At 56.9% G+C, this 25647-nt stretch carries 26 protein-coding genes; 5 read left to right on the forward strand and 21 right to left on the reverse strand.

Annotated elements, in window-relative coordinates; translation table 11 throughout:
• Nucleotides 1-13: 13 nt before the first annotated feature.
• From KSS97_RS00890 to rpmH, 14 genes are all read right to left on the reverse strand, one after another.
• Entirely contained in the window at nt 14-550 is a 537-nt protein-coding gene (locus tag KSS97_RS00890; RefSeq protein ID WP_003187192.1) for a F0F1 ATP synthase subunit delta, read from the reverse strand.
• Nucleotides 551-562: 12 nt separating this feature from the next.
• Nucleotides 563-1033 (reverse strand): F0F1 ATP synthase subunit B, encoded by a 471-nt coding sequence (locus KSS97_RS00895; RefSeq protein WP_030139033.1) that lies wholly within the window; start codon nt 1031-1033, stop codon nt 563-565.
• Between the two features lie 58 nt (nt 1034-1091).
• The gene (gene atpE, locus KSS97_RS00900) at nt 1092-1349 is read right to left on the reverse strand and encodes a F0F1 ATP synthase subunit C (protein WP_003097235.1); all 258 of its coding nucleotides are present in this window, start codon (nt 1347-1349) and stop codon (nt 1092-1094) included.
• 133 nt (nt 1350-1482) lie between these two features.
• Nucleotides 1483-2352 (reverse strand): F0F1 ATP synthase subunit A, encoded by an 870-nt coding sequence (atpB, locus tag KSS97_RS00905; protein ID WP_030139032.1) that lies wholly within the window; start codon nt 2350-2352, stop codon nt 1483-1485.
• A gap of 16 nt (nt 2353-2368) precedes the next feature.
• The gene (locus KSS97_RS00910) at nt 2369-2776 is read right to left on the reverse strand and encodes a F0F1 ATP synthase subunit I (protein ID WP_030139031.1); all 408 of its coding nucleotides are present in this window, start codon (nt 2774-2776) and stop codon (nt 2369-2371) included.
• A gap of 148 nt (nt 2777-2924) precedes the next feature.
• On the reverse strand, nt 2925-3797 hold the full coding sequence (locus KSS97_RS00915) for a ParB/RepB/Spo0J family partition protein (RefSeq protein ID WP_030139030.1): 873 nt from the start codon (nt 3795-3797) through the stop codon (nt 2925-2927).
• A 9-nt stretch (nt 3798-3806) separates the two neighbouring features.
• A complete protein-coding gene (locus KSS97_RS00920; protein WP_030139029.1) occupies nt 3807-4604 on the reverse strand; it encodes a ParA family protein in 798 nt (265 codons plus the stop codon).
• An 18-nt stretch (nt 4605-4622) separates the two neighbouring features.
• Nucleotides 4623-5258 (reverse strand): 16S rRNA (guanine(527)-N(7))-methyltransferase RsmG, encoded by a 636-nt coding sequence (gene rsmG / locus KSS97_RS00925; RefSeq protein ID WP_187293307.1) that lies wholly within the window; start codon nt 5256-5258, stop codon nt 4623-4625.
• Between the two features lie 5 nt (nt 5259-5263).
• Complete coding sequence (gene mnmG, locus KSS97_RS00930) at nt 5264-7162, reverse strand: tRNA uridine-5-carboxymethylaminomethyl(34) synthesis enzyme MnmG (protein WP_030139027.1); 1899 nt, start codon at nt 7160-7162, stop codon at nt 5264-5266.
• Nucleotides 7163-7853: 691 nt separating this feature from the next.
• Nucleotides 7854-9224 (reverse strand): tRNA uridine-5-carboxymethylaminomethyl(34) synthesis GTPase MnmE, encoded by a 1371-nt coding sequence (gene mnmE / locus KSS97_RS00935; RefSeq protein WP_030139026.1) that lies wholly within the window; start codon nt 9222-9224, stop codon nt 7854-7856.
• Nucleotides 9225-9303: 79 nt separating this feature from the next.
• Nucleotides 9304-10986: a membrane protein insertase YidC gene (yidC, locus tag KSS97_RS00940; RefSeq protein WP_030139025.1), complete on the reverse strand. Its 1683-nt coding sequence runs from the start codon at nt 10984-10986 to the stop codon at nt 9304-9306.
• Nucleotides 10987-10988: 2 nt separating this feature from the next.
• On the reverse strand, nt 10989-11234 hold the full coding sequence (gene yidD, locus KSS97_RS00945; protein WP_010465488.1) for a membrane protein insertion efficiency factor YidD: 246 nt from the start codon (nt 11232-11234) through the stop codon (nt 10989-10991).
• Nucleotides 11227-11628 (reverse strand): ribonuclease P protein component, encoded by a 402-nt coding sequence (rnpA, locus tag KSS97_RS00950; protein ID WP_030139024.1) that lies wholly within the window; start codon nt 11626-11628, stop codon nt 11227-11229. The genes yidD and rnpA overlap by 8 nt, the downstream gene beginning before the upstream one ends.
• 16 nt (nt 11629-11644) lie before the next feature.
• Nucleotides 11645-11779, reverse strand: a complete 135-nt coding sequence (rpmH, locus tag KSS97_RS00955) for a 50S ribosomal protein L34 (RefSeq protein ID WP_003213577.1) — start codon at nt 11777-11779, stop codon at nt 11645-11647.
• A 566-nt stretch (nt 11780-12345) separates the two neighbouring features.
• Between rpmH and dnaA the strand changes: the two genes are divergently transcribed.
• From dnaA to gyrB, 4 genes are read left to right on the forward strand one after another with little or no spacing between them, the layout of a single operon-like run.
• Nucleotides 12346-13875: a chromosomal replication initiator protein DnaA gene (gene dnaA / locus KSS97_RS00960; protein ID WP_030139023.1), complete on the forward strand. Its 1530-nt coding sequence runs from the start codon at nt 12346-12348 to the stop codon at nt 13873-13875.
• A gap of 39 nt (nt 13876-13914) precedes the next feature.
• Nucleotides 13915-15018, forward strand: coding sequence for a DNA polymerase III subunit beta (gene dnaN / locus KSS97_RS00965; RefSeq protein ID WP_003196145.1), 1104 nt, complete (start codon nt 13915-13917; stop codon nt 15016-15018).
• A gap of 8 nt (nt 15019-15026) precedes the next feature.
• Nucleotides 15027-16130, forward strand: coding sequence for a DNA replication/repair protein RecF (recF, locus tag KSS97_RS00970; protein ID WP_030139022.1), 1104 nt, complete (start codon nt 15027-15029; stop codon nt 16128-16130).
• Nucleotides 16131-16135: 5 nt separating this feature from the next.
• A complete protein-coding gene (gene gyrB / locus KSS97_RS00975) occupies nt 16136-18553 on the forward strand; it encodes a DNA topoisomerase (ATP-hydrolyzing) subunit B (RefSeq protein WP_030139021.1) in 2418 nt (805 codons plus the stop codon).
• Between the two features lie 615 nt (nt 18554-19168).
• Here gyrB and KSS97_RS00980 read toward each other — a convergent pair.
• From KSS97_RS00980 to KSS97_RS01000, 5 genes are all read right to left on the reverse strand, one after another.
• Nucleotides 19169-19696: a hypothetical protein gene (locus tag KSS97_RS00980; protein ID WP_217860719.1), complete on the reverse strand. Its 528-nt coding sequence runs from the start codon at nt 19694-19696 to the stop codon at nt 19169-19171.
• 205 nt (nt 19697-19901) lie between these two features.
• Nucleotides 19902-20621: a hypothetical protein gene (locus tag KSS97_RS00985; protein WP_217860721.1), complete on the reverse strand. Its 720-nt coding sequence runs from the start codon at nt 20619-20621 to the stop codon at nt 19902-19904.
• 123 nt (nt 20622-20744) lie between these two features.
• Nucleotides 20745-21053 carry a hypothetical protein gene (locus tag KSS97_RS00990; RefSeq protein ID WP_198796138.1) on the reverse strand — a complete coding sequence of 103 codons (309 nt, stop codon included), beginning with the start codon at nt 21051-21053 and terminating at the stop codon, nt 20745-20747.
• A gap of 90 nt (nt 21054-21143) precedes the next feature.
• Nucleotides 21144-21365 carry a hypothetical protein gene (locus KSS97_RS00995; protein ID WP_198796137.1) on the reverse strand — a complete coding sequence of 74 codons (222 nt, stop codon included), beginning with the start codon at nt 21363-21365 and terminating at the stop codon, nt 21144-21146.
• Nucleotides 21366-21595: 230 nt separating this feature from the next.
• Nucleotides 21596-22330 (reverse strand): response regulator transcription factor, encoded by a 735-nt coding sequence (locus KSS97_RS01000; protein WP_217860723.1) that lies wholly within the window; start codon nt 22328-22330, stop codon nt 21596-21598.
• A gap of 235 nt (nt 22331-22565) precedes the next feature.
• Here KSS97_RS01000 and KSS97_RS01005 point away from each other — a divergent pair, with 235 nt between their 5' ends.
• Nucleotides 22566-24080, forward strand: a complete 1515-nt coding sequence (locus KSS97_RS01005) for a PAS domain-containing sensor histidine kinase (protein ID WP_217860725.1) — start codon at nt 22566-22568, stop codon at nt 24078-24080.
• A gap of 171 nt (nt 24081-24251) precedes the next feature.
• Here KSS97_RS01005 and KSS97_RS01010 read toward each other — a convergent pair whose 3' ends face one another.
• Both KSS97_RS01010 and gmhB read right to left on the reverse strand, forming a co-directional pair.
• Entirely contained in the window at nt 24252-25031 is a 780-nt protein-coding gene (locus KSS97_RS01010; RefSeq protein ID WP_217861950.1) for a lysophospholipid acyltransferase family protein, read from the reverse strand.
• 80 nt (nt 25032-25111) lie between these two features.
• Nucleotides 25112-25645 carry a D-glycero-beta-D-manno-heptose 1,7-bisphosphate 7-phosphatase gene (gene gmhB / locus KSS97_RS01015; RefSeq protein WP_030139016.1) on the reverse strand — a complete coding sequence of 178 codons (534 nt, stop codon included), beginning with the start codon at nt 25643-25645 and terminating at the stop codon, nt 25112-25114.
• Between the last annotated feature and the right edge of the window lie 2 nt (nt 25646-25647).

Raw genomic sequence — 25647 nt, forward strand, 5'->3', positions numbered from 1 at the left:
TGCCCCTTCAAACTCAAGATTTCAATGCTTCGGCAAGTTTCGCGATTTTGCCGCGAATCGAGCCATCGATAACCAGGTCGCCGGCGCGGATTACAACGCCCCCTATGAGGGACTTGTCTTCCTCGACTTGCAGGCGCACTTCCCGGTTGAGTCGTGCACTGAGAACCTTGGCGAGTTTGTCTTGCTGTTCTTGGTTCAATGCAAAAGCACTGGTCACTTCCACGTCTACCGACTTCTCTTGCTCGGCCTTGTACAGGTCGAACAGAGCGGCAATCTCCGGCAGAAGCGGGAGACGGTCGTTTTCGGCAACGACGTGAATGAAATTCTGTGCCTTGGCATCGAACTTGTCGCCGCACACGTCAATGAACGTGGCGGCCTTTTCTGCGCTCGTCAGTCGCGGGGCCTTGAGCACGCGCTGCATGGTGTCGTCTTGCGACACCGCTGCTGCCAGGCCGAGCATGGCTGACCAATTGGCCAGTTGCTGGTGGGCCTGAGCGTGCTCGAAGGCCGCCTTAGCGTAAGGTCGGGCCAACGTGGTCAGTTCTGCCATGATCGCCCTCGCTTAGATTTCAGCAGCCAGTTGGTTTACCAGCTCTGCGTGCGCGTTTTGATCGATTGTGGCACCCAGGATCTTCGAAGCACCGCCAACGGCCAGGCTACCCACTTGGGCACGCAGCGCGTCTTTGACACTGTTGAGTTCCTGTTCGATCTCGGCTTGAGCCTGAGCCTTCACACGGTCAGCTTCGACGCGAGCCTGTTCACGGGCTTCGTCGACAATCTGGGTACCGCGTTTCTTGGCTTGCTCGATGATTTCAGCTGCCTGAGCTTTCGCTTCGCGCAGTTGCTGACCCACTTTCTCATGGGCCAACTCCAGGTCGCGAGCTGCACGGCTGGCAGCGTCCAGACCATCAGCGATCTTCTTTTGACGTTCGTGCAATGCCGCAATGACCGGAGGCCATACGAACTTCATGCAGAACAGTACAAAAATCAGGAACGCAACGGACTGGCCAATCAGGGTCGCATTAATGTTCACGCCAACACCTCGCAGTTACGTTGTCCATCACACCAATCTACTCGAGACATCCGAGTAATTAGCCAGCGATTTGACCAACGAACGGGTTCGCAAAGGTGAAGAACAGAGCGATACCAACACCGATCATGGTTACGGCGTCGAGCAGACCGGCAACGATGAACATCTTGACTTGCAGCATTGGGACCATTTCTGGCTGACGCGCTGCGCCTTCCAGGAACTTGCCGCCCAGCAGGCCGAAACCAATTGCGGTACCCAGTGCGCCCAGGCCGATCAACAGTGCAACAGCGATAGCGGTTAGACCAACTACAGTTTCCATCTTTCCTCCCGACTTTTACGTCGTATGGTTTAGGTTTTTTAGATTTTAAAGCGGTAAAACAAATCGTTTCCCAGCCCGTACCGGGCTCCTTCCCGTGTGACCGGGAAGGACATCAGACTAGTCGAGACTGGCCTTAATGGTTTTCTTCGTGCGCCATCGACAGGTAGACGATGGTCAGCATCATGAAGATGAACGCCTGCAAGGTGATGATCAGGATGTGGAACACAGCCCACGCCCATTGCAGCACCACACCCAGGCCGCTGAGCCAGAGCAGGCCGCTGCCGAACATCACAGCGATCAGGATGAACACCAGCTCGCCGGCATACATGTTGCCGAACAGACGCAGTGCCAGAGAGATTGGCTTGGCGATCAGGGTCACGAATTCCAACAGGAAGTTCACCGGGATCAGCAGGGCCTGAACCAGGATGTTCTTGCTGCCGAACGGGTGCAGGGTCAGTTCGCCGATGAAACCGCCGATGCCCTTGACCTTGATGCTATAGAAAATGATCAGTGCGAAAACCGAGAACGCCATGCCCAGGGTCGCGTTCGGGTCGGTGGTCGACACGGCGCGGAACGGGATATGGTGGTCGCCGGAGATCAGGATGGCCAGCTGAGGAATCCAGTCGACCGGTACCAGGTCGACGGCGTTCATCAGGAACACCCAGACGAAGATGGTCAGTGCCAACGGTGCAATCACCGGGCTGCGGCCGTGGAAGCTGTCTTTCACGCTGCCATCGACGAATTCGACCAGGACTTCAACGAAGTTCTGCAGTGCACCTGGCTGACCGGAGGTCGCTTTCTTCGCCGCCATGCGGAAAAGGAAAACGAAGATCAGGCCCAGTGCGACCGACCAGCCGAGGGTATCGACGTGGAAAGCCCAGAAGCCCATTTCCTTGGCTTCTGCTGCGGAGTGGGCAAAACCCCAGCTGCCGTTAGGTAGCTGCCCGAAGGTCAGGTTCTGCAAGTGGTGCTGGATATAGCCCGAAGCGGTTGTTTCTGCCATGGTTGCCTCAAACGCCCTAAGGTCTCGAAAGTCTTGTTCTCATTAGCAGGGGAGCGAACCAGCTGACCATCTGGGTCAGCAGGAACACGCCGAATACCGCCAGCGGCGCCAGTGGCTTCACACCTGCGAACGTCAGTGCAAACAGCACTGCCGTCAAAATCAATTTCCCCGCCTCGCCAGCATAAAAAGACCGGACGATGGCTTGGGCTGCTCGGGCGCCGGAAAACCGAAAGGCCCTGTGAGCAAAGTAAATATTGGGAAGCAAGGCTATCAGGCCTCCGCAAAGACCCGAGTATCCGGCGACGACTCCTTTCCATTGCCAGAGCGCCAACGTGGCGATCAGTACAACGACAAACTGGGCCATCAAAACCGGGAAAACTGCCAGACGATGGAACGGCAAGCGGTTTGGCGTGCGTGTTTCCATCGCTTTTGCTCTCCAATGGTCGGCTGCCTGAATTCACTAACTTGGCATAATTTGTGCCGACAAAATGCGCGCAGAGTATAGGGGCGGTTCTGCCCCTATTCAACCTTCAGGTAGTGATTTCCGACTGCGCGCTACAAGGGCAATTGTTTCAGCGAATGTGTGCAAGGACACCTTGCAGCTCGTCGAGAGAGTTATAGCCGATCACCAACTGCCCCTTGCCCTTCTTTCCGTGGCGAATCTGCACCGCAGAGCCTAGGCGCTCGGCCAGGCGCTGTTCCAGGCGAGCGATATCCGGGTCAGGTTTTGGCGCCTCGACAGGGGTCGGTTTACCACTCAACCACTGACGGACCAGTGCCTCGGTTTGGCGCACGGTCAGACCGCGTGCGACAACATGTCGCGCCCCTTCAACTTGTTGATTTTCCGGCAAACCGAGCAATGCCCGGGCATGACCCATCTCCAGGTCGCCGTGGGACAGCATGGTCTTGATGACTTCAGGCAAGGCAATCAACCGCAACAGGTTGGCCACCGTCACCCGGGACTTGCCCACCGCTTCGGCCACTTGCTGCTGGGTCAGTTGGAATTCCTGCTGCAAGCGCTGCAGGGCCACGGCCTCTTCGACCGGGTTGAGGTCCTCGCGCTGGATGTTTTCGATCAGCGCCATGGCGATGGCCGCTTCGTCCGGCACATCGCGGACCATCGCCGGGATGGTTTCCTGGCCGGCCTGCTGGCTGGCGCGCCAGCGGCGTTCGCCGGCGATGATCTCGAAGCGGCCATTGGCAATCGGCCGGACCACGATCGGCTGCATCACGCCCTGGCTCTTGATCGACTGTGCCAGTTCTTCCAAAGCTTGCGGGTCCATGTCCCGACGTGGCTGGTACTTGCCACGCTGAATCAAGTCCAGCGGCAAATGTTGCAGTTCGCGCTGATCCGTCTGCACGGCTTGCTCTTCCAGCGAACTGACGGTCGGACCGCTGAGCAGCGCATCCAGTCCACGTCCGAGACCTCGTTTCTTGACGGCCATGGGGTTTCCTTAAGTTGGCTGGGCTGCAGCGATGCGTGGTTGGCGGCGCTGACGGCGAACCATCTCGCCCGCCAGGGCCAGGTAGGCCAGCGCACCACGGGATTGTTTATCGTAGGCCAACGCCGGCATGCCGTAGCTCGGCGCTTCGGCCAGGCGAATGTTCCGCGGAATGACCGTGTCGTAGAGCTGCTCGCCGAAATGCTCCTTGAGCTGAGCCGATACGTCGTTCATCAGGCTGAGGCGCGGGTCATACATGGTCCGCAGCAACCCTTCGACTTTCAGCTCCGGGTTCAACAACTCGGCAATGCGCTTGATGTTATCCACAAGGTCGCTCAGCCCTTCGAGGGCAAAGTACTCGCACTGCATGGGGATAATCACCCCATCGGCGGCCACCAAGGCGTTGAGCGTCAGCATCGACAACGACGGCGGGCAGTCGATCAGGATGTAGTCGTAATTCTCGCGAACCGGCGCCAGCGCGCTGCGCAGGCGGCTTTCCTTCATCTGCATTTCCAGCAGCACCACTTCGGCCGCCGTCAGGTCGCGGTTGGCCGGCAGCAGTTGATAACCGCCATGCTCGGAGAAATGCATGGCCTGGCCCAGATCGCACTCGCCGATCAGGACATCGTATATGGAGTTTTCCAAGCCATGTTTATCCACACCGCTACCCATGGTGGCGTTGCCCTGTGGATCGAGATCGATCAACAGCACCCGACGCTTGGTCGCGACCAGGGATGCTGCGAGGTTGATACAGGTGGTGGTCTTGCCCACACCACCCTTCTGGTTCGCTATCGCGAATACCTTAGCCATTCTTGCTTGTGTTCCCAATCATGCCGTGCGGCGCAGTATCAGCAGATGGCGTTGGCCTTGGCAACCGGGTACGGTCAAGGCGTGTTCGCTATCGAGGTGGAAGTCTGCCGGCAATGCTACCAGCTCATCGGCCGGATGAACGCCCTTCATTGCCAGCCACCGCGTATTGGCATCGCCCAAGTGGCGAGTCCAATTGCTGAAGTTCTCCATGCTGCTGAACGCCCGGGAGATGATCCCGTTGAATGGCTCAGCCGGCTGGAACGCTTCGACGCGGCTGTGGATAACTTGCAGGTTATCCAGTTTGAGTTCGAGTTTGACCTGGGTCAGGAAGCGGGTCTTCTTGCCGTTGCTGTCCAGACAGGTCACTTTTGAGTCGGGAAACAGGATCGCCAACGGGATACCGGGCATGCCGCCGCCACTGCCGACGTCCAGCCAACGTCCGTTCTCGATGAAGGACATCACGCTGAGGCTGTCGAGCAAATGCCGCGAAACCATTTCATCCGGATCACGCACCGCGGTCAGGTTGTAGGCCTTGTTCCACTTGATCAACAGCGCCAGGTAACCCAGCAATTGAGCATGCTGGGCTTCGCTCAGGCTGACGCCGAGCTGACGGGCACCTGTGGATAACTCTTCAGCGTGTTGCGAGGTGACCATCGAACTCAAGCGCTTTGCTCCAACTGGCGGCCCGCGCCGCGTTTTTTCAAATGAATCATCAACAGCGAAATCGCTGCCGGGGTTACACCGGGGATGCGCGATGCCTGGCCCAGGGTTTCTGGACGCGTTGCGCCGAGCTTGCTCTGGATTTCTTTCGACAACCCGGAAATGCCGGTGTAATCGATATCCACAGGCAGCTTGGTGTCTTCGCTGGCACGCAGGCGGGCGATTTCATCCTGCTGGCGGTCGATGTAACCGGCGTATTTGGTCTTGATCTCGACCTGTTCGGCCACTTGCGGATCATCCGCTCCCTGGCCGGTCACTTCCACCAGCCCGACGTAATCGATTTCCGGCCGGCTCAACAGGTTGAGCAGGTTATATTCGTGGGTCAGCGGCGTGCCGAATTTCGCCGCAATGGCATCGCCCTGCTCGGTACCCGGACGAACCCAGGTGCTTTTCAGGCGTTGCTCTTCCAGTTCGATATTTTCGCGTTTCTTGCAGAACGCAGCCCAGCGCACGTCATCCACCAGACCCAACTCGCGACCTTTCTCGGTCAGGCGCAAGTCGGCGTTGTCTTCACGCAGGATCAGGCGGTATTCGGCACGGGACGTGAACATCCGATACGGTTCCTGGGTACCCAGGGTAATCAGATCATCCACCAACACACCGATGTACGCCTCATCGCGACGCGGACACCAGCTGTCTTTGCCCTGGGCACGCAGTGCCGCGTTGGCACCGGCCAACAGGCCTTGGGCGCCGGCTTCTTCGTAACCGGTGGTGCCGTTGATCTGCCCGGCGAAGAACAGGCCGCCAATGGCCTTGGTTTCCAGGCTGTACTTCAGATCTCGCGGATCGAAGTAGTCGTACTCGATCGCGTAACCCGGACGCATGATGTGCGCGTTCTCCATGCCACGGATCGACTGCACGATTTGCAGTTGCACATCGAACGGCAGGCTTGTGGATATCCCGTTCGGATATAGCTCATGGGTGGTCAAACCTTCCGGTTCGATAAACACCTGATGGCTTTCCTTGTCGGCAAAGCGATGGATCTTGTCTTCGATCGACGGGCAATAGCGCGGGCCGACACCTTCGATTTCACCGGCAGCGGAATACATCGGCGAACGATCGAGGTTCGCCGCGATGATTTCGTGGGTGCGTGCGTTGGTATGGGTGATCCAGCAACTGACTTGCCGTGGATGCTGTTCCTTGTTGCCCATGAACGACATCACTGGGATCGGAGTATCGCCAGGCTGCTCGGTCATCACCGAGAAATCCACGGACTTGCCGTCGATGCGAGGTGGCGTACCGGTTTTCAGGCGCCCGACACGCAATGGCAACTCACGCAGACGGTGAGCCAGAGCAATCGACGGCGGATCCCCGGCGCGCCCGCCGGAAAAATTCTGCAAACCGATGTGGATAAGTCCACCGAGGAAGGTCCCTGTGGTCAACACCACGGAATCGGCGAAGAAACGCAGGCCCATTTGCGTGACCACACCGCGCACCTGGTCCTGTTCGACGATCAGGTCATCGGCCGCCTGTTGAAATATCCACAGGTTCGGTTGGTTTTCCAGGATCTCGCGGACCGCGGCCTTGTACAGCACTCGGTCAGCCTGTGCGCGGGTAGCGCGCACGGCCGGACCTTTGCGGCTGTTCAACACACGAAACTGGATGCCGCCTTTATCCGTGGCCATGGCCATCGCACCGCCAAGGGCATCGATTTCCTTGACCAGGTGGCTTTTGCCGATCCCACCAATGGCAGGGTTGCAGCTCATGGCACCGAGGGTTTCCACGTTATGCGTCAGCAACAGGGTTTTCGCGCCCATGCGTGCTGATGCAAGTGCTGCCTCGGTACCGGCATGACCGCCGCCGATGACGATCACTTCAAAACGGGAAGGGAAATCCACCACGCACCTCGTGCCTGCTTTATTCAGGTAATTCGGAAATAGGTTTTGAGTCTGGTCCTGGGTGTTTTTTGAGCCAGGTCGGCAAGTATAGGGACTTCGCCCTTTCTAAAGAACCCTTTGCACAAAATTTAACCAGCTGTGGAGAACTCGCGGTTAAAAAAATAAAAAAGAAAGAAATTTATAAAATCTTTGTTTTTATGTTTATTCTTACTGAGCACCTTATCTGTGGATAACGTTCCGAAGGCCTTTATTTTCAATGTGTACAGAGATTCAAAACCTTGTGGTCATGTGCCATTGAGGGGCTTGGATAACCGGTGTAAGCCTGTGGATTAATGAGGTGGTTATCCACAGAGGCAGTTATCTTCAGATTTGAAGGTGGTTTATCAACCGACCTCAATGGCAGTTATTCACAGAGCTTAATCCACAGAAACAGCCGACAAGGGGTCGCCGAAGCGCCCGCAGGCACGCCACCATTTGGGCAATCCGTTCAAAAAAGAGAGGAGGTAGCGGGTTTGTGTTGCGCTCGATAGGCCTGTGGCGAGGGAGCTTGCTCCCGCTGGGTCGCGAAGCGGCCCCAAAACCCGCCGAATGCGGAGTACCTGACACACCGCACCCGCCGGTTTACGACTGCTTCGCAGCCGAGCGGGAGCACAAGCTCCCTCGCCACGGGTTCGTCGTCAGTCCGGTGGGGTTATTTACCGATGCAGAAGCTGGAGAAGATCCGTCCCAGCAAATCATCAGAGCTGAAGGCGCCGGTAATTTCGCCGAGGAAATGCTGAGCTTGGCGAAGATCTTCGGCCAGCAGTTCTCCGGCCCCCGCCAAGGTCAACTGTGCACGACCGTGTTCCAGGGCCGCGCTGGCGTGGCGTAATGCCTCAAGGTGCCTGCGGCGGGCGCTGAAGCTGCTCTCCGAAGTCTGTTCATAACCCATGCAGGCCTTGAGATGCTCACGCAGCAATTCCAGCCCCTCGCCCGCCGACCTTGCGCTCAGGCTGATGGTCACGTGGCCGTCGTCGCTGACATCCAGGGCAATCGCTTCCCCGGTCAGGTCGGCCTTGTTGCGAATCAGAGTGACTTTCGCCGGATCCGGGCGGACCTCGAGGAATTCCGGCCACAAGGCAAAGGGATCGTCCGCTTCCGGCGCGGTGGCATCCACCACCAGCAACACTCGGTCGGCTTCGCTGATGGCCTTGAGAGCGCGCTCGACGCCGATTTTTTCCACCTGGTCCTCGGTGTCGCGCAAACCGGCGGTGTCCACAACGTGCAGCGGCATGCCGTCGATGTGGATATGTTCACGCAGGATGTCGCGAGTAGTGCCGGCGATTTCCGTGACGATCGCTGCCTCGCGCCCGGCCAGCGCGTTAAGCAGGCTGGATTTGCCGGCATTCGGCCTGCCGGCAATCACCACGGTCATCCCATCGCGCAACAATGCGCCCTGCCCTGCTTCGCGCAATACTGTGGATAACTCCTCGCGCACCTTATCGAGCATGCTCAATACGTGGCCATCGGCGAGGAAGTCGATTTCCTCTTCCGGGAAATCGATTGCTGCCTCGACGTAGATGCGCAGGCCGATCAGTTGCTCCGTGAGGTTATGCACACGCTGTGAAAACGCCCCTTGCAACGAGCGCAACGCATTACGTGCCGCTTGCGCAGAGCTCGCTTCAATCAAATCGGCAATCGCCTCAGCTTGGGCCAAATCGAGTTTGTCATTCAGAAACGCCCGTTCGCTGAACTCCCCCGGTCGCGCCAGGCGGCAACCCAGTTCAAGGCAACGCTTGAGCAGCATGTCCAGGACGACTGGGCCGCCGTGCCCCTGCAACTCCAACACATCCTCACCGGTAAATGAGTTGGGCCCTGGAAAATACAAGGCGAGCCCTTCATCAAGCACCTGCTGCTGCGCATCGAAGAACGGCCCGTAGTGAGCGAACCGCGGTTTGAGTACGCGGCCGCTGATAGCCTGGGCCGCGACACTGGCCAACGGCCCGGAAATACGGACGATGCCGACCCCCCCGCGACCTTGGGCGGTGGCAACAGCGGCGATGGTTTCACGCGGAGTGCTCATAAACCGGTATCCAGACAAAAGTGGCAGATAGCAAAACGCCCCACTAGGGGGCGTTTTGTGTGGTTATCCACAGAGCAAGTTACGCCTCGGCTTTTTTCGTCGCCGCTTCGATCTTACGCGTGATGTACCACTGCTGAGTGATGGACAACACGTTGTTCACAACCCAGTACAGCACAAGACCTGCCGGGAACCACAGGAAGAAGAAGGTGAAGATGATTGGCATCATTTTCATGACCTTCGCCTGCATCGGATCCGGAGGCGTTGGGTTCAGCTGCTGCTGGATGAACATGGTCGCGCCCATGATGATCGGCAGGATGAAGAACGGATCCTTGATCGACAGGTCGGTAATCCACAGCATGAACGGCGCCTGGCGCATCTCCACACTTTCCAGCAGAACCCAGTAAAGCGCGAGGAAAACCGGCATCTGTACAAGAATCGGCAAGCAACCACCCAGCGGGTTGATCTTCTCTTTCTTGTACAGCTCCATCATGGCCTGGGACATTTTCTGCCGGTCATCGCCATGTTGTTCTTTCAGAGCGGCCAGTTTCGGTGCCACTGCACGCATGCGCGCCATCGACTTGTAGCTGGCGGCCGACAACGGGAAGAAGATCCCCTTGATCAGCATGGTCAGGAAAATGATCGACCAACCCCAGTTACCCACGATGCTGTGGATATGTTGCAGCAGCCAGAAAATCGGCTGTGCAATGAACCACAGGAAGCCATAGTCAACGGTCAGTTCCAGGCCTGGGGACAGCTCTTTCAGCACGGCTTGGCTTTTTGGACCGGCATACAGAACGGCGCTCGTTTCGGCTTTTGCACCGGGGGCGGCAGTCAATGTCGGACCGGTGTAACCGATGATGAAGTTGCCTTTGCTGTCTTTACGTGTCTGGACGACGTTGCTGTCGCCTTTCTGCGGGATCCAGGCTGTTACAAAATAGTGCTGCAGCCAGGCAACCCAGCCACCTTGGACGGTTTCCTTCAGCTGAGCCTTGTCCATGTCCTTCATGGACACTTTTTTGTACGGTTCCGAACTTGTCCACAGGGCAGCGCCCAGGTAAGTCGCGGTGCCGGTGGCGGTGCTGGAAGAAGGATCGTCGCTGGCGTCACGCTTGAGTTGCGCGAACATCGCACCGGACCAAGGCTGGGCGCTCTGGTTGTCGATCAGATAAGAGACGGTTACGTCGTACATGCCACGTTTCACTGTGAAACGCTTGATGTAGTTGACGCCATCCTTGCTGAACTTCAGGTCCACGACCAGTTGGTCCTGACCATCAGCCAGTTGATAAGTCTTCTTCTCGGCAGAGTAGATCGGGCGACCGGCCGGGTTCGAATCCGGACCGTTGGTACCGATCAGGCCACTTTGGGCAAGATAGGTGCGCTCGTTACCGTTGTCGAACAACTGGAACGGGATTTCCGGATGATCCTGGCGACGTGGGTACAGCGGCAGCTTCAGCTGGGCGACGTCACCACCTTGTGGATCGATTGCCAGCTCGAGCACGTCCGTCTTGATCTGGATGAGATCTTTGCTTACGGCCACTGGGGCTTCGGCAGGAGCGCTGGTATCGCTTGCCGCACGTGGGATGTCGTCATTGCTGGCAGCGTTGTTGCCAACTGGAGCATCCGGCAGGCTCGGTGCGGTATTGCTGGCTGCAACATTCTGAGTCGGCAGGGCAGCCTGGCCATAGTCCTGGTTCCATTTAAGGACCATGACGTAGGACACGATTGCCAGGGCGACGATCAGGATCGTGCGTTTGATATCCATGATTACTCGGCCATCGAAGAAGAACGGGAGGTAGGGATAGGCGGAACCGGGTCATAACCGCCGGGATTCCACGGATGACAGCGACCTAAACGACGAAAGGTCAGCCAGCCACCGCGCAGGAGGCCATGATTTTCTATGGCTTCGTACGCGTAGCAGGAACAACTGGGGTAGAAACGACAGTGACTGGCCATCAAAGGACTAATGGCGTAGCGATAAAACTGGATCGGAACGAGCGCCAGTTTACGCATCGTGACTGTCTACCCCTACAGTTTCGGTGTTGACTGCTGGTACCGGCTTGTTACGGGCCAGTCGCTTCCAGAGCTTGCCGAAATGCTGAATCAATTCGGGGTTTTCTACGTCACCCAAACCTTTGCGCGCGACGATAACGATGTCCCAACCGACCAGTGAATCCTGGTTCAGGCGAAACGATTCGCGCATCAGACGTTTGAGGCGATTGCGCTGAACGGAGAGCTTTACGCTCTTTTTCCCGATAACCAGCCCGAGTCGGGGGTGATCGAGATCGTTGCTGCGCGCAAGGAGCAGGAGATTTTTCCCCGGAACCTTGCCGGTAGGGGAGTCAAAGACTGCCTTGAAATGCCGGGGTGTAAGCAGACGCTTTTCCCGACTGAAGTCCTGACTCACCTCCAGTGCCGGATTATCAAACTGCCAGACGCGCACGACCTTTGGCGCGACGACGCGACAGGACGGCACGACCGTTCTTGGTAGCCATGCGAGCACGGAAACCGTGGGTACGAGCGCGTTTGATAGTGCTTGGTTGGAAAGTACGTTTCATGTCGTGTTACCTGGTTCGTCCACAACGGGCCGGAATGGCCCCCGTTTTAAGAGACCGGGGATTCTAGAGAAAGCAAGCCTCTAGGTCAATTTCCAACCAGCGTTTCCTTTAAATAGATGTCCAGGTGCTTTCGGCTGATTCGTCAGACAGCGCTAGATATAAAAATAAAGAAGGAATTATTTAAAGCTTTTCTGTAAAGCTTATAAAAGCAAGGCTGCCACCTATCTGTGGATAACAGCGTTGAGGCCTTGTAATCCGCCATGTACAGAGAATGACAACTACGCGGGAAAGCAGTGTCCAGCCTGTGCTGCACTGTCGGATAAGCTGTGGGTGGAATGGCCAGTTATCCACAGAGGGTTTATCCACCGAGTTGCCCCCTCACTTGTGCAACGACCTCAGGCATGGTTATCCACAAGGCTTATCCACTGACCGCCCGTCGTCTTTCGTTCACTTAACGCATTGATAAATCATGGGCGACCGACAAGCTGCATGTGGATAAGTGAGCGACTGATCGCTACAATGGCCGCTTGTTTTTGCCTCACCGGCTTTCAACTTAGGGGATGTCCGTGTCAGTGGAACTTTGGCAGCAGTGCGTGGAGCTTTTGCGCGATGAGCTGCCTGCCCAACAATTCAACACTTGGATCCGTCCGCTACAGGTCGAAGCCGAAGGCGACGAATTGCGCGTCTATGCGCCAAACCGTTTCGTCCTAGACTGGGTCAATGAAAAGTACCTGGGCCGGGTCATGGAACTGCTCGACGAGCATGGCAATGGCATGGCGCCTGCGTTGTCCTTATTAATAGGCAGCAAGCGCAGCTCGGCACCTCGCGCCGCGCCCAACGCGCCGCTGGCTGCTGCCGCAGCTTCCCAGGCCCAGCAGGCAGCCCCGGCACAGGTCAACAACCATACCGCCACGGCGCCCACGCCCGCCCCGAGCAAACGCAACGCGCAAAAGGTTGCCGAAGTCAGCGAAGAGCCCTCCCGGGACAGCTTCGACCCAATGGCCGGCGCCAGCTCCCAGCAGGCACCGGTGCGGGCCGAACAGCGCACTGTCCAGGTCGAAGGCGCTCTCAAGCACACCAGCTACCTGAACCGGACATTTACCTTCGAGAATTTCGTCGAAGGTAAATCCAACCAGTTGGCTCGCGCGGCGGCCTGGCAGGTGGCGGACAACCCCAAGCACGGCTACAACCCGCTGTTCCTGTATGGCGGCGTCGGCCTGGGTAAGACCCACTTGATGCATGCGGTGGGCAACCATCTATTAAAGAAGAACCCGAATGCCAAGGTTGTGTACCTGCATTCCGAGCGTTTCGTGGCCGATATGGTCAAGGCGTTGCAACTGAACGCGATCAACGAGTTCAAGCGTTTCTACCGTTCGGTGGACGCCTTGTTGATCGATGACATTCAATTCTTCGCTCGCAAGGAACGTTCCCAAGAAGAGTTTTTCCACACCTTCAACGCCTTGCTTGAGGGCGGGCAGCAGGTCATTCTTACCAGTGACCGCTACCCGAAAGAGATCGAAGGCCTCGAGGAACGCCTCAAGTCACGCTTCGGTTGGGGCCTGACGGTTGCCGTCGAGCCGCCGGAGCTGGAAACCCGTGTCGCGATCCTGATGAAGAAGGCCGACCAGGCCAAGGTCGAACTGCCTCATGACGCCGCTTTCTTTATTGCACAGCGTATTCGCTCGAACGTGCGTGAGCTTGAAGGTGCCCTCAAGCGGGTGATCGCTCACTCGCACTTCATGGGGCGCGATATCACTATCGAGCTTATCCGTGAGTCCTTGAAGGACTTGTTGGCGCTGCAGGACAAGCTGGTATCTGTGGATAACATTCAGCGTACTGTTGCTGAATACTACAAGATCAAGATTTCCGACCTGCTATCCAAACGCCGTTCGCGTTCGGTGGCACGTCCGCGCCAAGTGGCCATGGCCTTGTCCAAGGAACTGACCAACCACAGCCTGCCGGAAATCGGCGATGTGTTTGGTGGACGCGACCACACCACCGTGCTGCACGCCTGCCGCAAGATCAACGAACTTAAGGAATCCGACGCGGACATCCGCGAGGACTACAAGAACCTGCTGCGTACACTGACCACTTGATGACCACCAGCGCAGCTTATTAAGGCAAGGGACTAGACCATGCATTTCACCATTCAACGCGAAGCCCTGTTGAAACCCCTGCAACTGGTCGCGGGCGTCGTCGAACGCCGCCAGACCTTGCCGGTACTTTCCAACGTGCTGCTGGTTGTCGAAGGCCAGCAATTGTCGCTGACCGGTACCGACCTGGAAGTCGAGCTGGTCGGTCGTGTGCAACTTGAAGAGCCGGCCGATCCGGGTTCCATCACCGTGCCGGCGCGCAAGCTGATGGACATCTGCAAGAGCTTGCCCAACGATGCGCTGATCGACATCAAGGTCGATGAACAAAAGCTCGTGGTCAAGGCCGGTCGCAGTCGCTTCACCCTGTCCACATTGCCCGCCAACGACTTCCCGACTGTGGAAGAAGGCCCGGGTTCGCTGACCTGCAGCCTGGACCAGAGCAAATTGCGTCGCCTGATCGAACGCACCAGCTTCGCCATGGCCCAGCAGGATGTGCGTTACTACCTCAACGGCATGCTCCTGGAAGTGTCTGCCGGCGTTATCCGCGCCGTCGCCACTGACGGTCACCGCCTGGCCATGTGCTCGATGCAGGCCGATATCGGTCAACCGGATCGCCACCAGGTGATCGTGCCGCGTAAAGGCATCCTGGAGCTGGCCCGCCTGCTGACCGAGCCGGACGGCAATGTCAGCATCGTGTTGGGCCAACACCACATCCGTGCTACCACTGGCGAGTTCACCTTCACGTCGAAACTGGTGGACGGCAAGTTCCCAGACTACGAACGCGTATTGCCAAAAGGCGGTGACAAGCTGGTGTTGGGCGATCGCCAAGCGCTGCGCGAAGCCTTCAGCCGTACTGCAATTCTGTCCAACGAGAAGTACCGCGGCATCCGCCTGCAACTGGCCAACGGTCAGCTGAAGATCCAGGCGAACAACCCGGAGCAGGAAGAAGCGGAAGAAGAAGTCGGCGTTGAATACAACGGCGGCTCCCTGGAAATCGGCTTCAACGTCAGCTACCTGCTGGACGTGCTGGGCGTGATGACCACCGAGCAAGTGCGTCTGATCCTGTCCGACTCCAACAGCAGTGCGCTGGTGCAGGAGTCCGATAACGACGATTCGGCTTACGTTGTCATGCCGATGCGTCTGTAACCAGCTAGATGTCCTTAAGTCGCGTCTCGGTCACCGCGGTGCGCAATCTGCACCCGGTGACCTTCTCCCCTTCCCCCCGCATCAATATCCTTTACGGCGCCAACGGCAGCGGCAAAACCAGCGTTCTGGAAGCCGTGCACCTGCTAGGGCTTGCCCGTTCGTTTCGCAGCACCCGCCTCTTACCGGTCATCCAGTACGATCAACTGGCGTGCACGGTGTTCGGGCAGGTGGAACTGGCGGAAGGTGGCCACAGCGCCCTGGGGATTTCCCGGGATCGCCAAGGCGAGTTCCAGATTCGCATCGACGGGCAGAACGCCCGCAGTGCTGCGCAGCTAGCAGAGATTCTGCCGTTGCAGCTGATAAATCCGGATAGCTTCCGTCTATTGGAAGGCGCACCGAAGATCCGTCGGCAGTTCCTGGATTGGGGCGTGTTCCACGTGGAACCGCGTTTCATGGCGACTTGGCAACGTCTGCAGAAGGCGCTGCGCCAGCGTAACTCTTGGCTGCGACATGGTACACTTGACGCCGTTTCGCAAGCGGTTTGGGACAGGGAACTGTGCCAGGCCAGCGCTGAAATCGATGAATACCGCCGCGCTTATATCAAAGCCTTGAAACCGGTCTTCGAGCAGACCTTGAGCGAACTGGTTGAGCTTGAGGGACTGACGCTCAGCTATTACCGAGGATGGGACAAAGACCGGGAATTGAGTGCCGTGCTGGCTGGCTCGCTGCAGCGGGACCAGCAGATGGGACACACCCAGGCTGGACCACAACGCGCTGACTTGCGTCTTAGATTGGGCGCACATAACGCCGCGGACATTTTGTCCCGGGGTCAGCAGAAGTTGGTGGTGTGCGCCTTGCGTATCGCCCAAGGGCATCTGGTCAGCCAGGCCCGTCGCGGTCAGTGTATTTATCTGGTGGATGACTTGCCGTCCGAGCTGGACGAGGCCCACCGCCGTGCGCTGTGCCGCTTGCTGGAAGACTTACGCTGCCAGGTGTTCATTACCTGTGTAGACCACGAATTATTGAGGGAAGGCTGGCAGACGGAAACGCCAGTCGCTCTGTTCCACGTGGAACAGGGCCGTATCACCCAGACCCACGACCATCGGGAGTGAAGGCATTGAGCGAAGAAAATACGTACGACTCAACGAGCATTAAAGTGCTGAAAGGCCTGGATGCCGTACGCAAACGTCCCGGTATGTACATTGGCGACACCGACGATGGTAGCGGCCTGCACCACATGGTGTTCGAGGTGGTCGACAACTCCATCGACGAAGCCCTCGCCGGTTATTGCGACGATATCAGCATCATCATCCACCCGGACGAATCCATCACCGTTCGCGACAACGGCCGTGGTATCCCGGTAGATGTGCATAAAGAGGAAGGTGTCTCCGCCGCCGAGGTCATCATGACCGTCCTCCACGCTGGCGGTAAGTTCGACGACAACTCCTACAAGGTATCCGGCGGCTTGCACGGCGTAGGTGTCTCGGTGGTGAACGCGCTGTCCGAAGAGCTGGTTCTGACGGTTCGCCGCAGCGGCAAGATCTGGGAACAGACCTATGTCCACGGCGTGCCTCAGGCACCGATGGCGATTGTCGGCGACAGCGAGACCACCGGCACGCAGATCCACTTCAAGGCTTCGAGCGAAACCTTCAAGAACATCCACTTCAGCTGGGACATCCTGGCCAAGCGGATTCGCGAACTGTCCTTCCTCAACTCCGGTGTCGGCATCGTCCTCAAGGACGAGCGCAGCGGCAAGGAGGAGCTGTTCAAGTACGAAGGTGGCCTGCGGGCGTTCGTTGAGTACCTGAACACCAACAAGACCCCGGTCAACCAAGTGTTCCACTTCAACGTCCAGCGTGAAGACGGCATCGGCGTGGAAATCGCCCTGCAGTGGAACGACAGCTTCAACGAGAACCTGTTGTGCTTCACCAACAACATTCCACAGCGTGATGGCGGTACCCACCTGGTGGGCTTTCGTTCGGCGCTGACCCGTAACTTGAACAACTACATCGAACAGGAAGGCCTGGCGAAGAAGCACAAAGTCGCCACTACCGGTGACGATGCCCGTGAAGGCCTGACCGCGATCATTTCGGTGAAGGTGCCGGATCCGAAGTTCAGCTCCCAGACCAAGGACAAGCTGGTTTCTTCCGAAGTGAAGACCGCTGTCGAACAGGAAATGGGCAAGTACTTCTCCGACTTCCTGCTGGAGAACCCGAACGAAGCCAAGCTGGTGGTCGGCAAGATGATCGACGCCGCCCGTGCCCGTGAAGCCGCGCGCAAGGCTCGTGAGATGACCCGCCGCAAAGGCGCGCTGGACATCGCCGGCCTGCCAGGCAAATTGGCCGACTGCCAGGAAAAGGACCCTGCCCTGTCCGAGCTGTACCTCGTGGAAGGTGACTCTGCTGGCGGTTCCGCCAAGCAGGGCCGCAACCGTCGCACCCAGGCCATCCTGCCGTTGAAGGGCAAGATCCTCAACGTCGAGAAAGCACGCTTCGACAAGATGATTTCCTCCCAGGAGGTCGGCACGCTCATCACTGCGCTGGGCTGTGGTATCGGTCGCGAAGAGTACAACATCGACAAGCTGCGCTATCACAACATCATCATCATGACCGACGCTGACGTCGACGGCTCGCACATCCGTACCCTGCTGCTGACGTTCTTCTTCCGTCAGTTGCCGGAGCTGATCGAGCGCGGTTACATCTACATCGCCCAACCGCCGCTGTACAAGGTCAAGAAAGGCAAGCAAGAGCAATACATCAAAGACGACGACGCCATGGAAGAGTACATGACGCAGTCGGCCCTGGAAGACGCGAGCCTGCACCTGAACGAAGATGCCCCTGGCATTTCCGGTGAAGCCCTTGAGCGCCTGGTGAATGACTTCCGCCTGGTGATGAAGACCCTCAAGCGCCTGTCGCGCCTGTACCCACAGGAACTGACCGAGCACTTCATCTACCTGCCGGCCGTCAGCCTGGAGCAATTGTCCGATCACGCTGCGATGCAGGATTGGCTGGCCCAGTACGAAGTACGCCTGCGCACCGTGGAAAAATCCGGCCTGGTCTACAAGGCCAGCCTGCGCGAAGACCGTGAACGTAACGTCTGGCTGCCGGAGGTCGAACTGATCTCCCACGGCCTGTCGAACTACGTCACTTTCAACCGCGACTTCTTTGGCAGCAACGACTACAAGACTGTCGTTTCCCTCGGCGCGCAATTGAGCACGCTGTTGGACGAAGGTGCGTACATCCAACGTGGCGAGCGCAAGAAATCGGTAACCGAGTTCAAGGAAGCCCTTGAATGGCTGATGGCCGAAAGCACCAAGCGCCACACTATCCAGCGATACAAAGGGCTGGGTGAGATGAACCCGGATCAGCTGTGGGAAACCACCATGGACCCGGGCTCGCGTCGCATGCTGAAAGTCACCATCGAAGACGCCATTGGCGCGGACCAGATCTTCAACACCCTCATGGGTGATGCGGTCGAGCCACGTCGTGACTTCATCGAAAGCAATGCGTTGGCGGTGTCTAACCTGGATTTCTGATCCGGTTGTAGGATCCCAGAAAAGCTGGTGTATTTCCCAATATGCTGCTTTGCGCCAGGAACAGGCCAACCCGCGCGGGTTGGCCTTTTTGTTGGCGCGCTGGAGCAATCCTCGTCGCGGATGCACTCCTCATCCGGTTGTGGGTTCCCGATTGTGAGTTCTCATTCTGGGGTGCGACGAAATTTTCTGTAGGTGGTGGTGCCACACCGCCTGTGCGCATTTAATAGAGGTCCACCTAAAATAAATGGACGCTTCAAAATGCGTAATACGATCGCCGCATTTTCAATCAACACTATCTCAAGCATATTGGCCGGCCTCGTGCTTCACTGGATCACCCTTCCGTCCGTCGACGATGTCATTCAACCTGCGACCAATATGTCTCTATCTGTCACCGAGACTTTAGCTGCGAGATGAAAAGGTGCCGAAAAGGCTGCTTGATTACCTGCTGGCGGGCCAAGGCTCGCCTTCACGCATGCGAGCCAGAGCTAGCAGAGCCATCGCCGATCAAAAGGAATGTGACGTTGCGATCGCTCGATAGAAATCCAGAGGTACAGGCCGCAGGGCTAAGAGTAACGAGCCAGTTCAATTGGTACATACGTCGATTAGAGTGTCGATCTATCGGCGGCGCATCGGCTGGTTAAGAAGAGCAGGCAATGGGGTTTTTTGGATCGCGCATTGAAACAGATAGAAGTAAATGAAACCTGCCAGGAACATGAAGGCTGACAAGGTGGCCATTTCTGCATCCAACGATTTGGATAATAGGTACTGCTTTAGTGTGATTGAACCTAGAACAAGGCCTGCGCAATACATCGCTCCGGTAAATTGATTTGCCAGAAAGCTAAGAATTCCGCTGAAAGTATTATTAGCACTCAGAAGTACCGCTTTGAGTATCGTCCAACCAAGCACGGGTAAGAAAAATTTAATCATAAACAGGAGCATCGTCGTCGAGGCTAATAATTGCAATGGCCCTTCTGCCCACCCCTTGACAGTGCCGTCGGTTTCAATACCGGTATAAAGAATCACGTTGAGTATAAATGCAAACGCGCAACAAATTATCAGACGAAAAGCCTCGCGCTTCAGAGGAGGCATCATAATCATATCTTGAGTCTTTTTGCTTATGTAACGCTTTATGGCATCGTTCATCGGCTCATACACCCTTGCAAATGGAAGGTTAGATTCAGCTTAAAATCTGACGGAATTGAATATGGATAAGTCATATTTGCCATCTCGCTACCCGAGCAAATTTTTGCCGGCCCTCATTCACTATGAAGAATAACGCTTTTATTATTTTTAGATCGAAGTGATAAAAGGGCGGCGTATAAGACGAGATCCAACGTTGACGCCATTCTCATAGCGTAAAAGCGTGTCCTTTACCTCTGAGGCCAGCTTGAAAAAAAGCCATATCTAACAAGCGTCCTTTTGGGTAGGCAAGTCGTAAGTTCTTGGTTTCGATGGTTGGAAGGTCGAATTTCTCCGTCTTGACCAGTTCCATCAACGACGTGAGTGAGCGACCACTGACTTCGGTTAGGCCGCGGTGCGGGTAGAATGACCGTATACCAAGTTTGTAGTAGCGGTCGAGTGCAGGGAACTCACCCCAGACGCCTAGTAAAATTTTACTGATCAAGGTGTCGGTCCAAGACACGTTTCCAGGCATGTCGTGAAAGATCTGAACCACCTCGTCCAGTAGAGCCTGATTGTGCTCAAGGTTGGGTGCTCCCGGTATGAAGTCCTTAGCGCTAAGGTCAAATAACTCAGGACCCCGGCCTTGGAAAAGACGCATTACCAGTTCCTTCATCAGGTCGAGATTGCTGTTGCGCAGCAGCTCCGAGCGGCCTCGAAACATTCCCCAATTGGCCAGATAGAATCCCACGTGCAATGCGGTAGTGTCGAGGTTGGTCGAATCGGTCAGCGAACTCCAAGGACCCTCCTTACCCCATATATATTCATAGAGAAACTCCCAAGCCATCAGGCGTGGAAAGGGATTATTATCCTTATCAATCTCTAGCGCAGAATAATAGCTCTCAATGTAAAGGCGTGGGTTGAATTCCGGCTCTGATATTTTTTGCATATCCATTTCCTTCCGTGGATTCGTCGATAATGTTGTAAACGCCTTCGGCCCTTGATTAGGTAGTGCCTAGATATAGCTATCCAAGCACTCGTGAGCGCTAATCCACGGGATTGGCAGGAACGCTTATGGTTTGTTTGATTGAAACCAAGCCGTTAGATAGTTTGCACCGATAGCACCGACAATTGCCGGGAACATAATGGTCCAGAGGGCAAGATGCTTTTGGGCGTTCGATGCTATTTCTCCGGTCAATTTGCCTTGCACCTGCAAAGCTTCAAAGAGAGATACGAAATCAGTCATGATCCCTACCATCAGTGTTGCGTGTATGACCAAGGCAAGTCCAGCTATCAATGTCCAAATGCGCCACGGCTGCATGCCTTTCACTGCACCCAGGATTATAAATGCTGGTGCCACGCCCAGTACGATACCAAGCATGTTCGGTAGACTTTCCACACATACCCCATATATGTCAGATCGATTGTCGCCAAGTACATACCCGACGATTCACTCAAATATATCTTGTCATTAATCAATACCTGTATGCAACAACAGCGTGTATATATATTCAGGATGGCGCATTGATTCTGGAGCAGGTAGATGCATCATTCCATTCCATATTGATAATGTCATCCACGTCGCCCCGGCAATCATGGCTGCATTTGCTTGTTCCACGTGGAACCCATCATTTTGGAAGCGAGAATTTTCGCTTTCGCCAATCCTTTCAAATTGCTGGTTAAGGATATGCATCCGGTTCACGCTGCCCCAACGAAAAAGGCCAACGCTCGTGCGTTGGCCATCCTCTATTTACTTATCTCGTCCTGCTGCCCCACGAAGCTTATTGTGGGAATCCGCGGCGAAGGAGCTTGCTCCCAATGGGCTGCGTAGCGGCCCCGCTTTTCTCGCGAACGCTTCGCACTGTAGCGCCAGCCAGCTAAAGCCGGACGAAACTCCTCGCCACGGATATACCGAGCTATTCCCTAACTCGCGACAGACGCCTCACTCCCCGCCGCCACACTCTCCAATCGATACCCATAGCCATAGATCGTCAGCAACTGCCAACCCCGATCCGCCGTCAGCCCGAGCTTGTTGCGCAGGCGATAGATATGGGTGTCGAGCGGACGGGACGAGGTCATTTCCTCGTGGGTCCAGAAGCGCTCATAAAAATATTCACGCGACAGCGGCCGGCCCAGGTTGGCGAACAAGCAGCGGGCCAGGCGGTACTCCCGCTCGGTGAGGCTGATGGGAATGCCGGCACGGGTGACGGTCAGTTCGGCATCGTCGAATTCCAGGTCATTGAACACCAGCACCTCGCTGGCCGGAGTGCGTTGCAAGTTGTGGCGGCGCAGCACGGCGGTGACCCGGGCCTTGAGTTCGTTGGGGCGGAACGGTTTGCTGACGTAATCGTCCGCACCGGCGTTGAGGGCCTGGACGATGTCGTGCTCGCCGTCGCGGCTGGTGAGCATGATGGCGGCTGGCGGCGAGTCCATGTGCTCGCGCGTCCAGCGCAGCAAGGCAAGTCCGCTGATATCAGGCAACTGCCAATCGAGGATCAACAGGTCGAAGGTTTCACGCCGCAGTTGGCGCAGCAGGTCTTCGGTGCGTTCGAAACTGTGCAGGGTCCAGGCTTGTTCGCCCCTGCCGGGGATTTGCTGCAGTGTCTGTTCCACCCGGCGCAGCTCGGCCGGTTCATCGTCCAGTATGGCGACACGCATGACGCGATTCCTTGAACTCGAAAAATAACGGACATCTTCCAGGTGGACATGAACGCCCAACCCGATAGCTGAATCGTCCATCCTCCCATCGCAGGCTGAGACAATACCGGCTCGCAACGCGCAGGGAAAGGCAGCCGCACGCCGTCCATCGAGTCCGTTATAGTCTCGGTCCTCGGGCTTGCCTACCAAGACCGAGTGTTGGCAATTTTCTTCCTCATGTTCCGCCAGGGCCCTTATGAGCAATCCGCGTCGCCGTGAAAGCCGTGAACCGACTCAGGTACAACAATTGTTTCGGCAATTGATGCGGGAGTGGTTTTGGATAAGCTTGCTTCTGTTACCGCTGACGGCGCTGATTTCGTTCAGCACGCAAACGGCCCCCAATGGACCAGAAGCCGCATTGCTGTCCATGTGTCTGGTTGGAGCCGTGCTCGGTTTGCTCTTGTTGCGCCCCCGCCTTGCACTGGGGACCACCCTGGGGGGCATGAGCGTGGCCCTGTTGACCAGCGCACTGTTGGGCGCTCAGGGATGGTGGTGGTCACCGGTGGCCAGTTTGATGGGAATGCTCTGTGGCTACCTGATCTGGAACTGGCGACGATTGAGCGTGGTGTTGGCTTATTTCGGTTGGGAGTTGGCCCGCCTGGATGCCGAGCCGAAAGTATTCCCCGAGCGACGTCGAGCCTCCTATTCCGGAAGTGACCGTTTGCAGGGGCAAATCATGGCACTGGAACAAGCCATGGGCCGGACGCGTGATACCCGTCGTTTTATCGCCGATGGCTTGGAGTACCTGCCGGTGGCCACCATGATCAGTGATCCGCAGGGCAAGATATTGCTTGGCAATCGCAAGGCCCGTGAGTTGTTCGGCCACACCTTGGTGGGCGGTGACGTGATCGAGGAACTGGCCCGCCTGGGGTATCCGCCACTGGACCACAGCCCTGCGCATCGTCTGTCTACCTTGCCGTTGACTGAGTTTCGCGATATCCGAGAGCGCAGCCTGCGCCTCGAACGTGCGGCACTGCTGCCGGTCGAGGGCGACGTGCCCATTGGCTGGTTGCTGAGCCTGACTGACCTGAGTGCCGAGCGCGAGGCAGAAGAACAGCGCGGCGTGATGCTCCGGTTTTTGTCGCATGACCTGCGCGCGCCACATTCGGCGATACTCGCGCTGCTCGACGTGCAGCGACATGAGGCTGGCGCGGACAATCCATTGTTCGATCAGATAGAGCACCAGGTGCGTCGTGCCTTGGATCTAACCGACGGTTTTGTGCAACTGGCGAAGGCGGAGTCAGAGGCCTACCAATTCCGACCGACCTTGTTTGCCATGCTGGTCCTGGACGTGATCGATCAGGCATTGCCCCTTGCCCGGGCAAAAAATATCCAGCTGGAACACGAACTGGAGGATGACGAAGCCATGGTCAGCGCCGATCAGCCGCTGCTGACCCGCGCGATATTCAACTTGCTGGAGAACGCGATCAAATACAGCCCGCGCGAAACGCGCGTTTCGCTAAACGTTCGCTGCGTGGAGGGATGGTTGATGTGCGACGTCGTCGACCAGGGCAAAGGCATTGGCGCTGAGGAACTGCCGGAGTTGTTCAGCCAGTATCGACGCTTCTCCTCCGCCCACGGCGTAGACGGTATCGGCCTTGGACTGTCCATGGTCAAGGCGGTCGTGGATCGTCATGGTGGCCTGATCGGATGTCATAGTGTGGTCGGGAAGGGAACGACGTTCAGCTTGCGGTTTCAACTGCTGAGCTGAGCGAAAAATCGCAGTCTTCGACGGAATGGCGAAGCTGCGATTTGGCGGGTATAAAAACTTATGCACCTTTTCAGCTGTTTTATGTGCTTAAGAAATATGCTTTAAAAACAAAGGGTTAAAAAATAAAAGCAACGAAATCGGATAAAACGGTACACAGGTTATCCACAGTTCTCAAACAGCGAGCTGGTCCGGTGCTGCGGGTGCGGCAGGCGCTGGCGGAAGCGAACCCAGTTCCCTTTGCGTCTGCTCATTCCAAGCCTGTACGCGATCGTTGAGCTCAGCGATCGCGCGGGGCCCAGTGCCCTCTGCGTACATGGGTTTGCCGATAACCACTGTGATGACACCCGGTTTTCTGATCCAGCCAGCCTTTGGCCAGAATTTGCCCGCATTGTGTGCAATTGGCAGCACCGGCAGGGACGCGTTTACCGCCAATGCGGAACCGCTGCGGGAAAACTTGCCGATCGTCCCATAAGGCACACGAGTACCCTCAGGAAAGATCAGCACCCAAACGTTGTCCTTGAGCAGCACGTCGCCTTTTTGCGCGACCTGCTTGAGTGCAACCTTGGGATTGTCGCGATCAATGGCAATCGGACGCAGCATCGCCATGGCCCAGCCGAAGAACGGCACGAACAACAGTTCACGCTTGAGCACCTGGCTCAACGGCTCGAAGTAGGCGGAGAGAAAGAATGTTTCCCAAGTGCTTTGGTGGTTGGACTGGATGACACAGGGCCGGTCAGGCACGTTCTCGGCACCCTTCACTTCGTAACTGATACCCAGGAATACCTTGCTTAACCACAAGGCGCAGCGGCACCAGTAAACGTTGATGAAGCGGTAGCGCGTCTTGAACGACATGAATGGCGCGACAAAAAAACTCAAGGTGCACCACAGCAAGGAGCTGGTGCCCAACAGCAGGTAAAAGAGAAAGGTTCTGATGGCCTGCAGTATCGACATAGCGGCGTTTACCATTGCGGGCAAGGCCCGCCTGCTTAAGCGCTTCCCGAACGATCCTTGATCAGGATGTCTAGGGAGCTCTAATTGTGGATAAGTTCAGCGGCAATCGCCGCCAGGTCGTCAAAAATCAAGGTGCCCACCGGTAGGGTCTTGCCCAGAGTCTTCTCGCCTTTCCCGGTCTTTACCAAAACTGGCTGACAATCGACGGCCTTGGCCGCCTCCAGGTCACCGAGACTGTCGCCGACAAACCACACACCTGACAGCGCGATGCCGTAATGAGCGGCGATGGTTTTCAACATGCCTGGCTTGGGTTTGCGGCAATCGCAACCTTCGTCCGGCCCGTGCGGGCAATAGACGATCAAGCCGACCTCCCCGCCCTGCTCTGCCACCAGGTCGCGCAAGCGCTGATGCATGGCATCGAGGACGGCGAGTTCATAGTAACCGCGTGCAATGCCCGACTGGTTGGTGGCCACCGCCACCGTCCAGCCGGCCTTGCTCAACTGCGCGATGGCCTCGATGGAACCGGGTATCGGCAACCACTCCTCCACCGATTTGATGTAAGCGTCGGAGTCGTGATTGATCACCCCATCCCGATCGAGAATCAGCAGTTTCAAGA

The sequence above is a fragment of the Pseudomonas alvandae genome (assembly GCF_019141525.1).
In the GTDB taxonomy this organism is placed as follows: Bacteria; Pseudomonadota; Gammaproteobacteria; order Pseudomonadales; family Pseudomonadaceae; genus Aquipseudomonas; species Aquipseudomonas alvandae.

Bases quoted from the DNA above. Each gene is read 5' to 3' on its own strand.
- KSS97_RS00890 (WP_003187192.1), bottom strand. From the start codon at position 550: ATGGCAGAACTGACCACGTTGGCCCGACCTTACGCTAAGGCGGCCTTC.
- atpE (WP_003097235.1), bottom strand. From the start codon at position 1,349: ATGGAAACTGTAGTTGGTCTAACCGCTATCGCTGTTGCACTGTTGATC.
- atpB (WP_030139032.1), bottom strand. From the start codon at position 2,352: ATGGCAGAAACAACCGCTTCGGGCTATATCCAGCACCACTTGCAGAAC.
- KSS97_RS00910 (WP_030139031.1), bottom strand. From the start codon at position 2,776: ATGGAAACACGCACGCCAAACCGCTTGCCGTTCCATCGTCTGGCAGTT.
- KSS97_RS00915 (WP_030139030.1), bottom strand. From the start codon at position 3,797: ATGGCCGTCAAGAAACGAGGTCTCGGACGTGGACTGGATGCGCTGCTC.
- KSS97_RS00920 (WP_030139029.1), bottom strand. From the start codon at position 4,604: ATGGCTAAGGTATTCGCGATAGCGAACCAGAAGGGTGGTGTGGGCAAG.
- rsmG (WP_187293307.1), bottom strand. From the start codon at position 5,258: ATGGTCACCTCGCAACACGCTGAAGAGTTATCCACAGGTGCCCGTCAG.
- mnmE (WP_030139026.1), bottom strand. From the start codon at position 9,224: ATGAGCACTCCGCGTGAAACCATCGCCGCTGTTGCCACCGCCCAAGGT.
- yidC (WP_030139025.1), bottom strand. From the start codon at position 10,986: ATGGATATCAAACGCACGATCCTGATCGTCGCCCTGGCAATCGTGTCC.
- yidD (WP_010465488.1), bottom strand. From the start codon at position 11,234: ATGCGTAAACTGGCGCTCGTTCCGATCCAGTTTTATCGCTACGCCATT.
- rpmH (WP_003213577.1), bottom strand. From the start codon at position 11,779: ATGAAACGTACTTTCCAACCAAGCACTATCAAACGCGCTCGTACCCAC.
- dnaN (WP_003196145.1), top strand. From the start codon at position 13,915: ATGCATTTCACCATTCAACGCGAAGCCCTGTTGAAACCCCTGCAACTG.
- recF (WP_030139022.1), top strand. From the start codon at position 15,027: ATGTCCTTAAGTCGCGTCTCGGTCACCGCGGTGCGCAATCTGCACCCG.
- KSS97_RS00980 (WP_217860719.1), bottom strand. From the start codon at position 19,696: ATGAACGATGCCATAAAGCGTTACATAAGCAAAAAGACTCAAGATATG.
- KSS97_RS00985 (WP_217860721.1), bottom strand. From the start codon at position 20,621: ATGCAAAAAATATCAGAGCCGGAATTCAACCCACGCCTTTACATTGAG.
- KSS97_RS00990 (WP_198796138.1), bottom strand. From the start codon at position 21,053: ATGCTTGGTATCGTACTGGGCGTGGCACCAGCATTTATAATCCTGGGT.
- KSS97_RS00995 (WP_198796137.1), bottom strand. From the start codon at position 21,365: ATGCATATCCTTAACCAGCAATTTGAAAGGATTGGCGAAAGCGAAAAT.
- KSS97_RS01000 (WP_217860723.1), bottom strand. From the start codon at position 22,330: ATGCGTGTCGCCATACTGGACGATGAACCGGCCGAGCTGCGCCGGGTG.
- KSS97_RS01005 (WP_217860725.1), top strand. From the start codon at position 22,566: ATGAGCAATCCGCGTCGCCGTGAAAGCCGTGAACCGACTCAGGTACAA.
- KSS97_RS01010 (WP_217861950.1), bottom strand. From the start codon at position 25,031: ATGTCGATACTGCAGGCCATCAGAACCTTTCTCTTTTACCTGCTGTTG.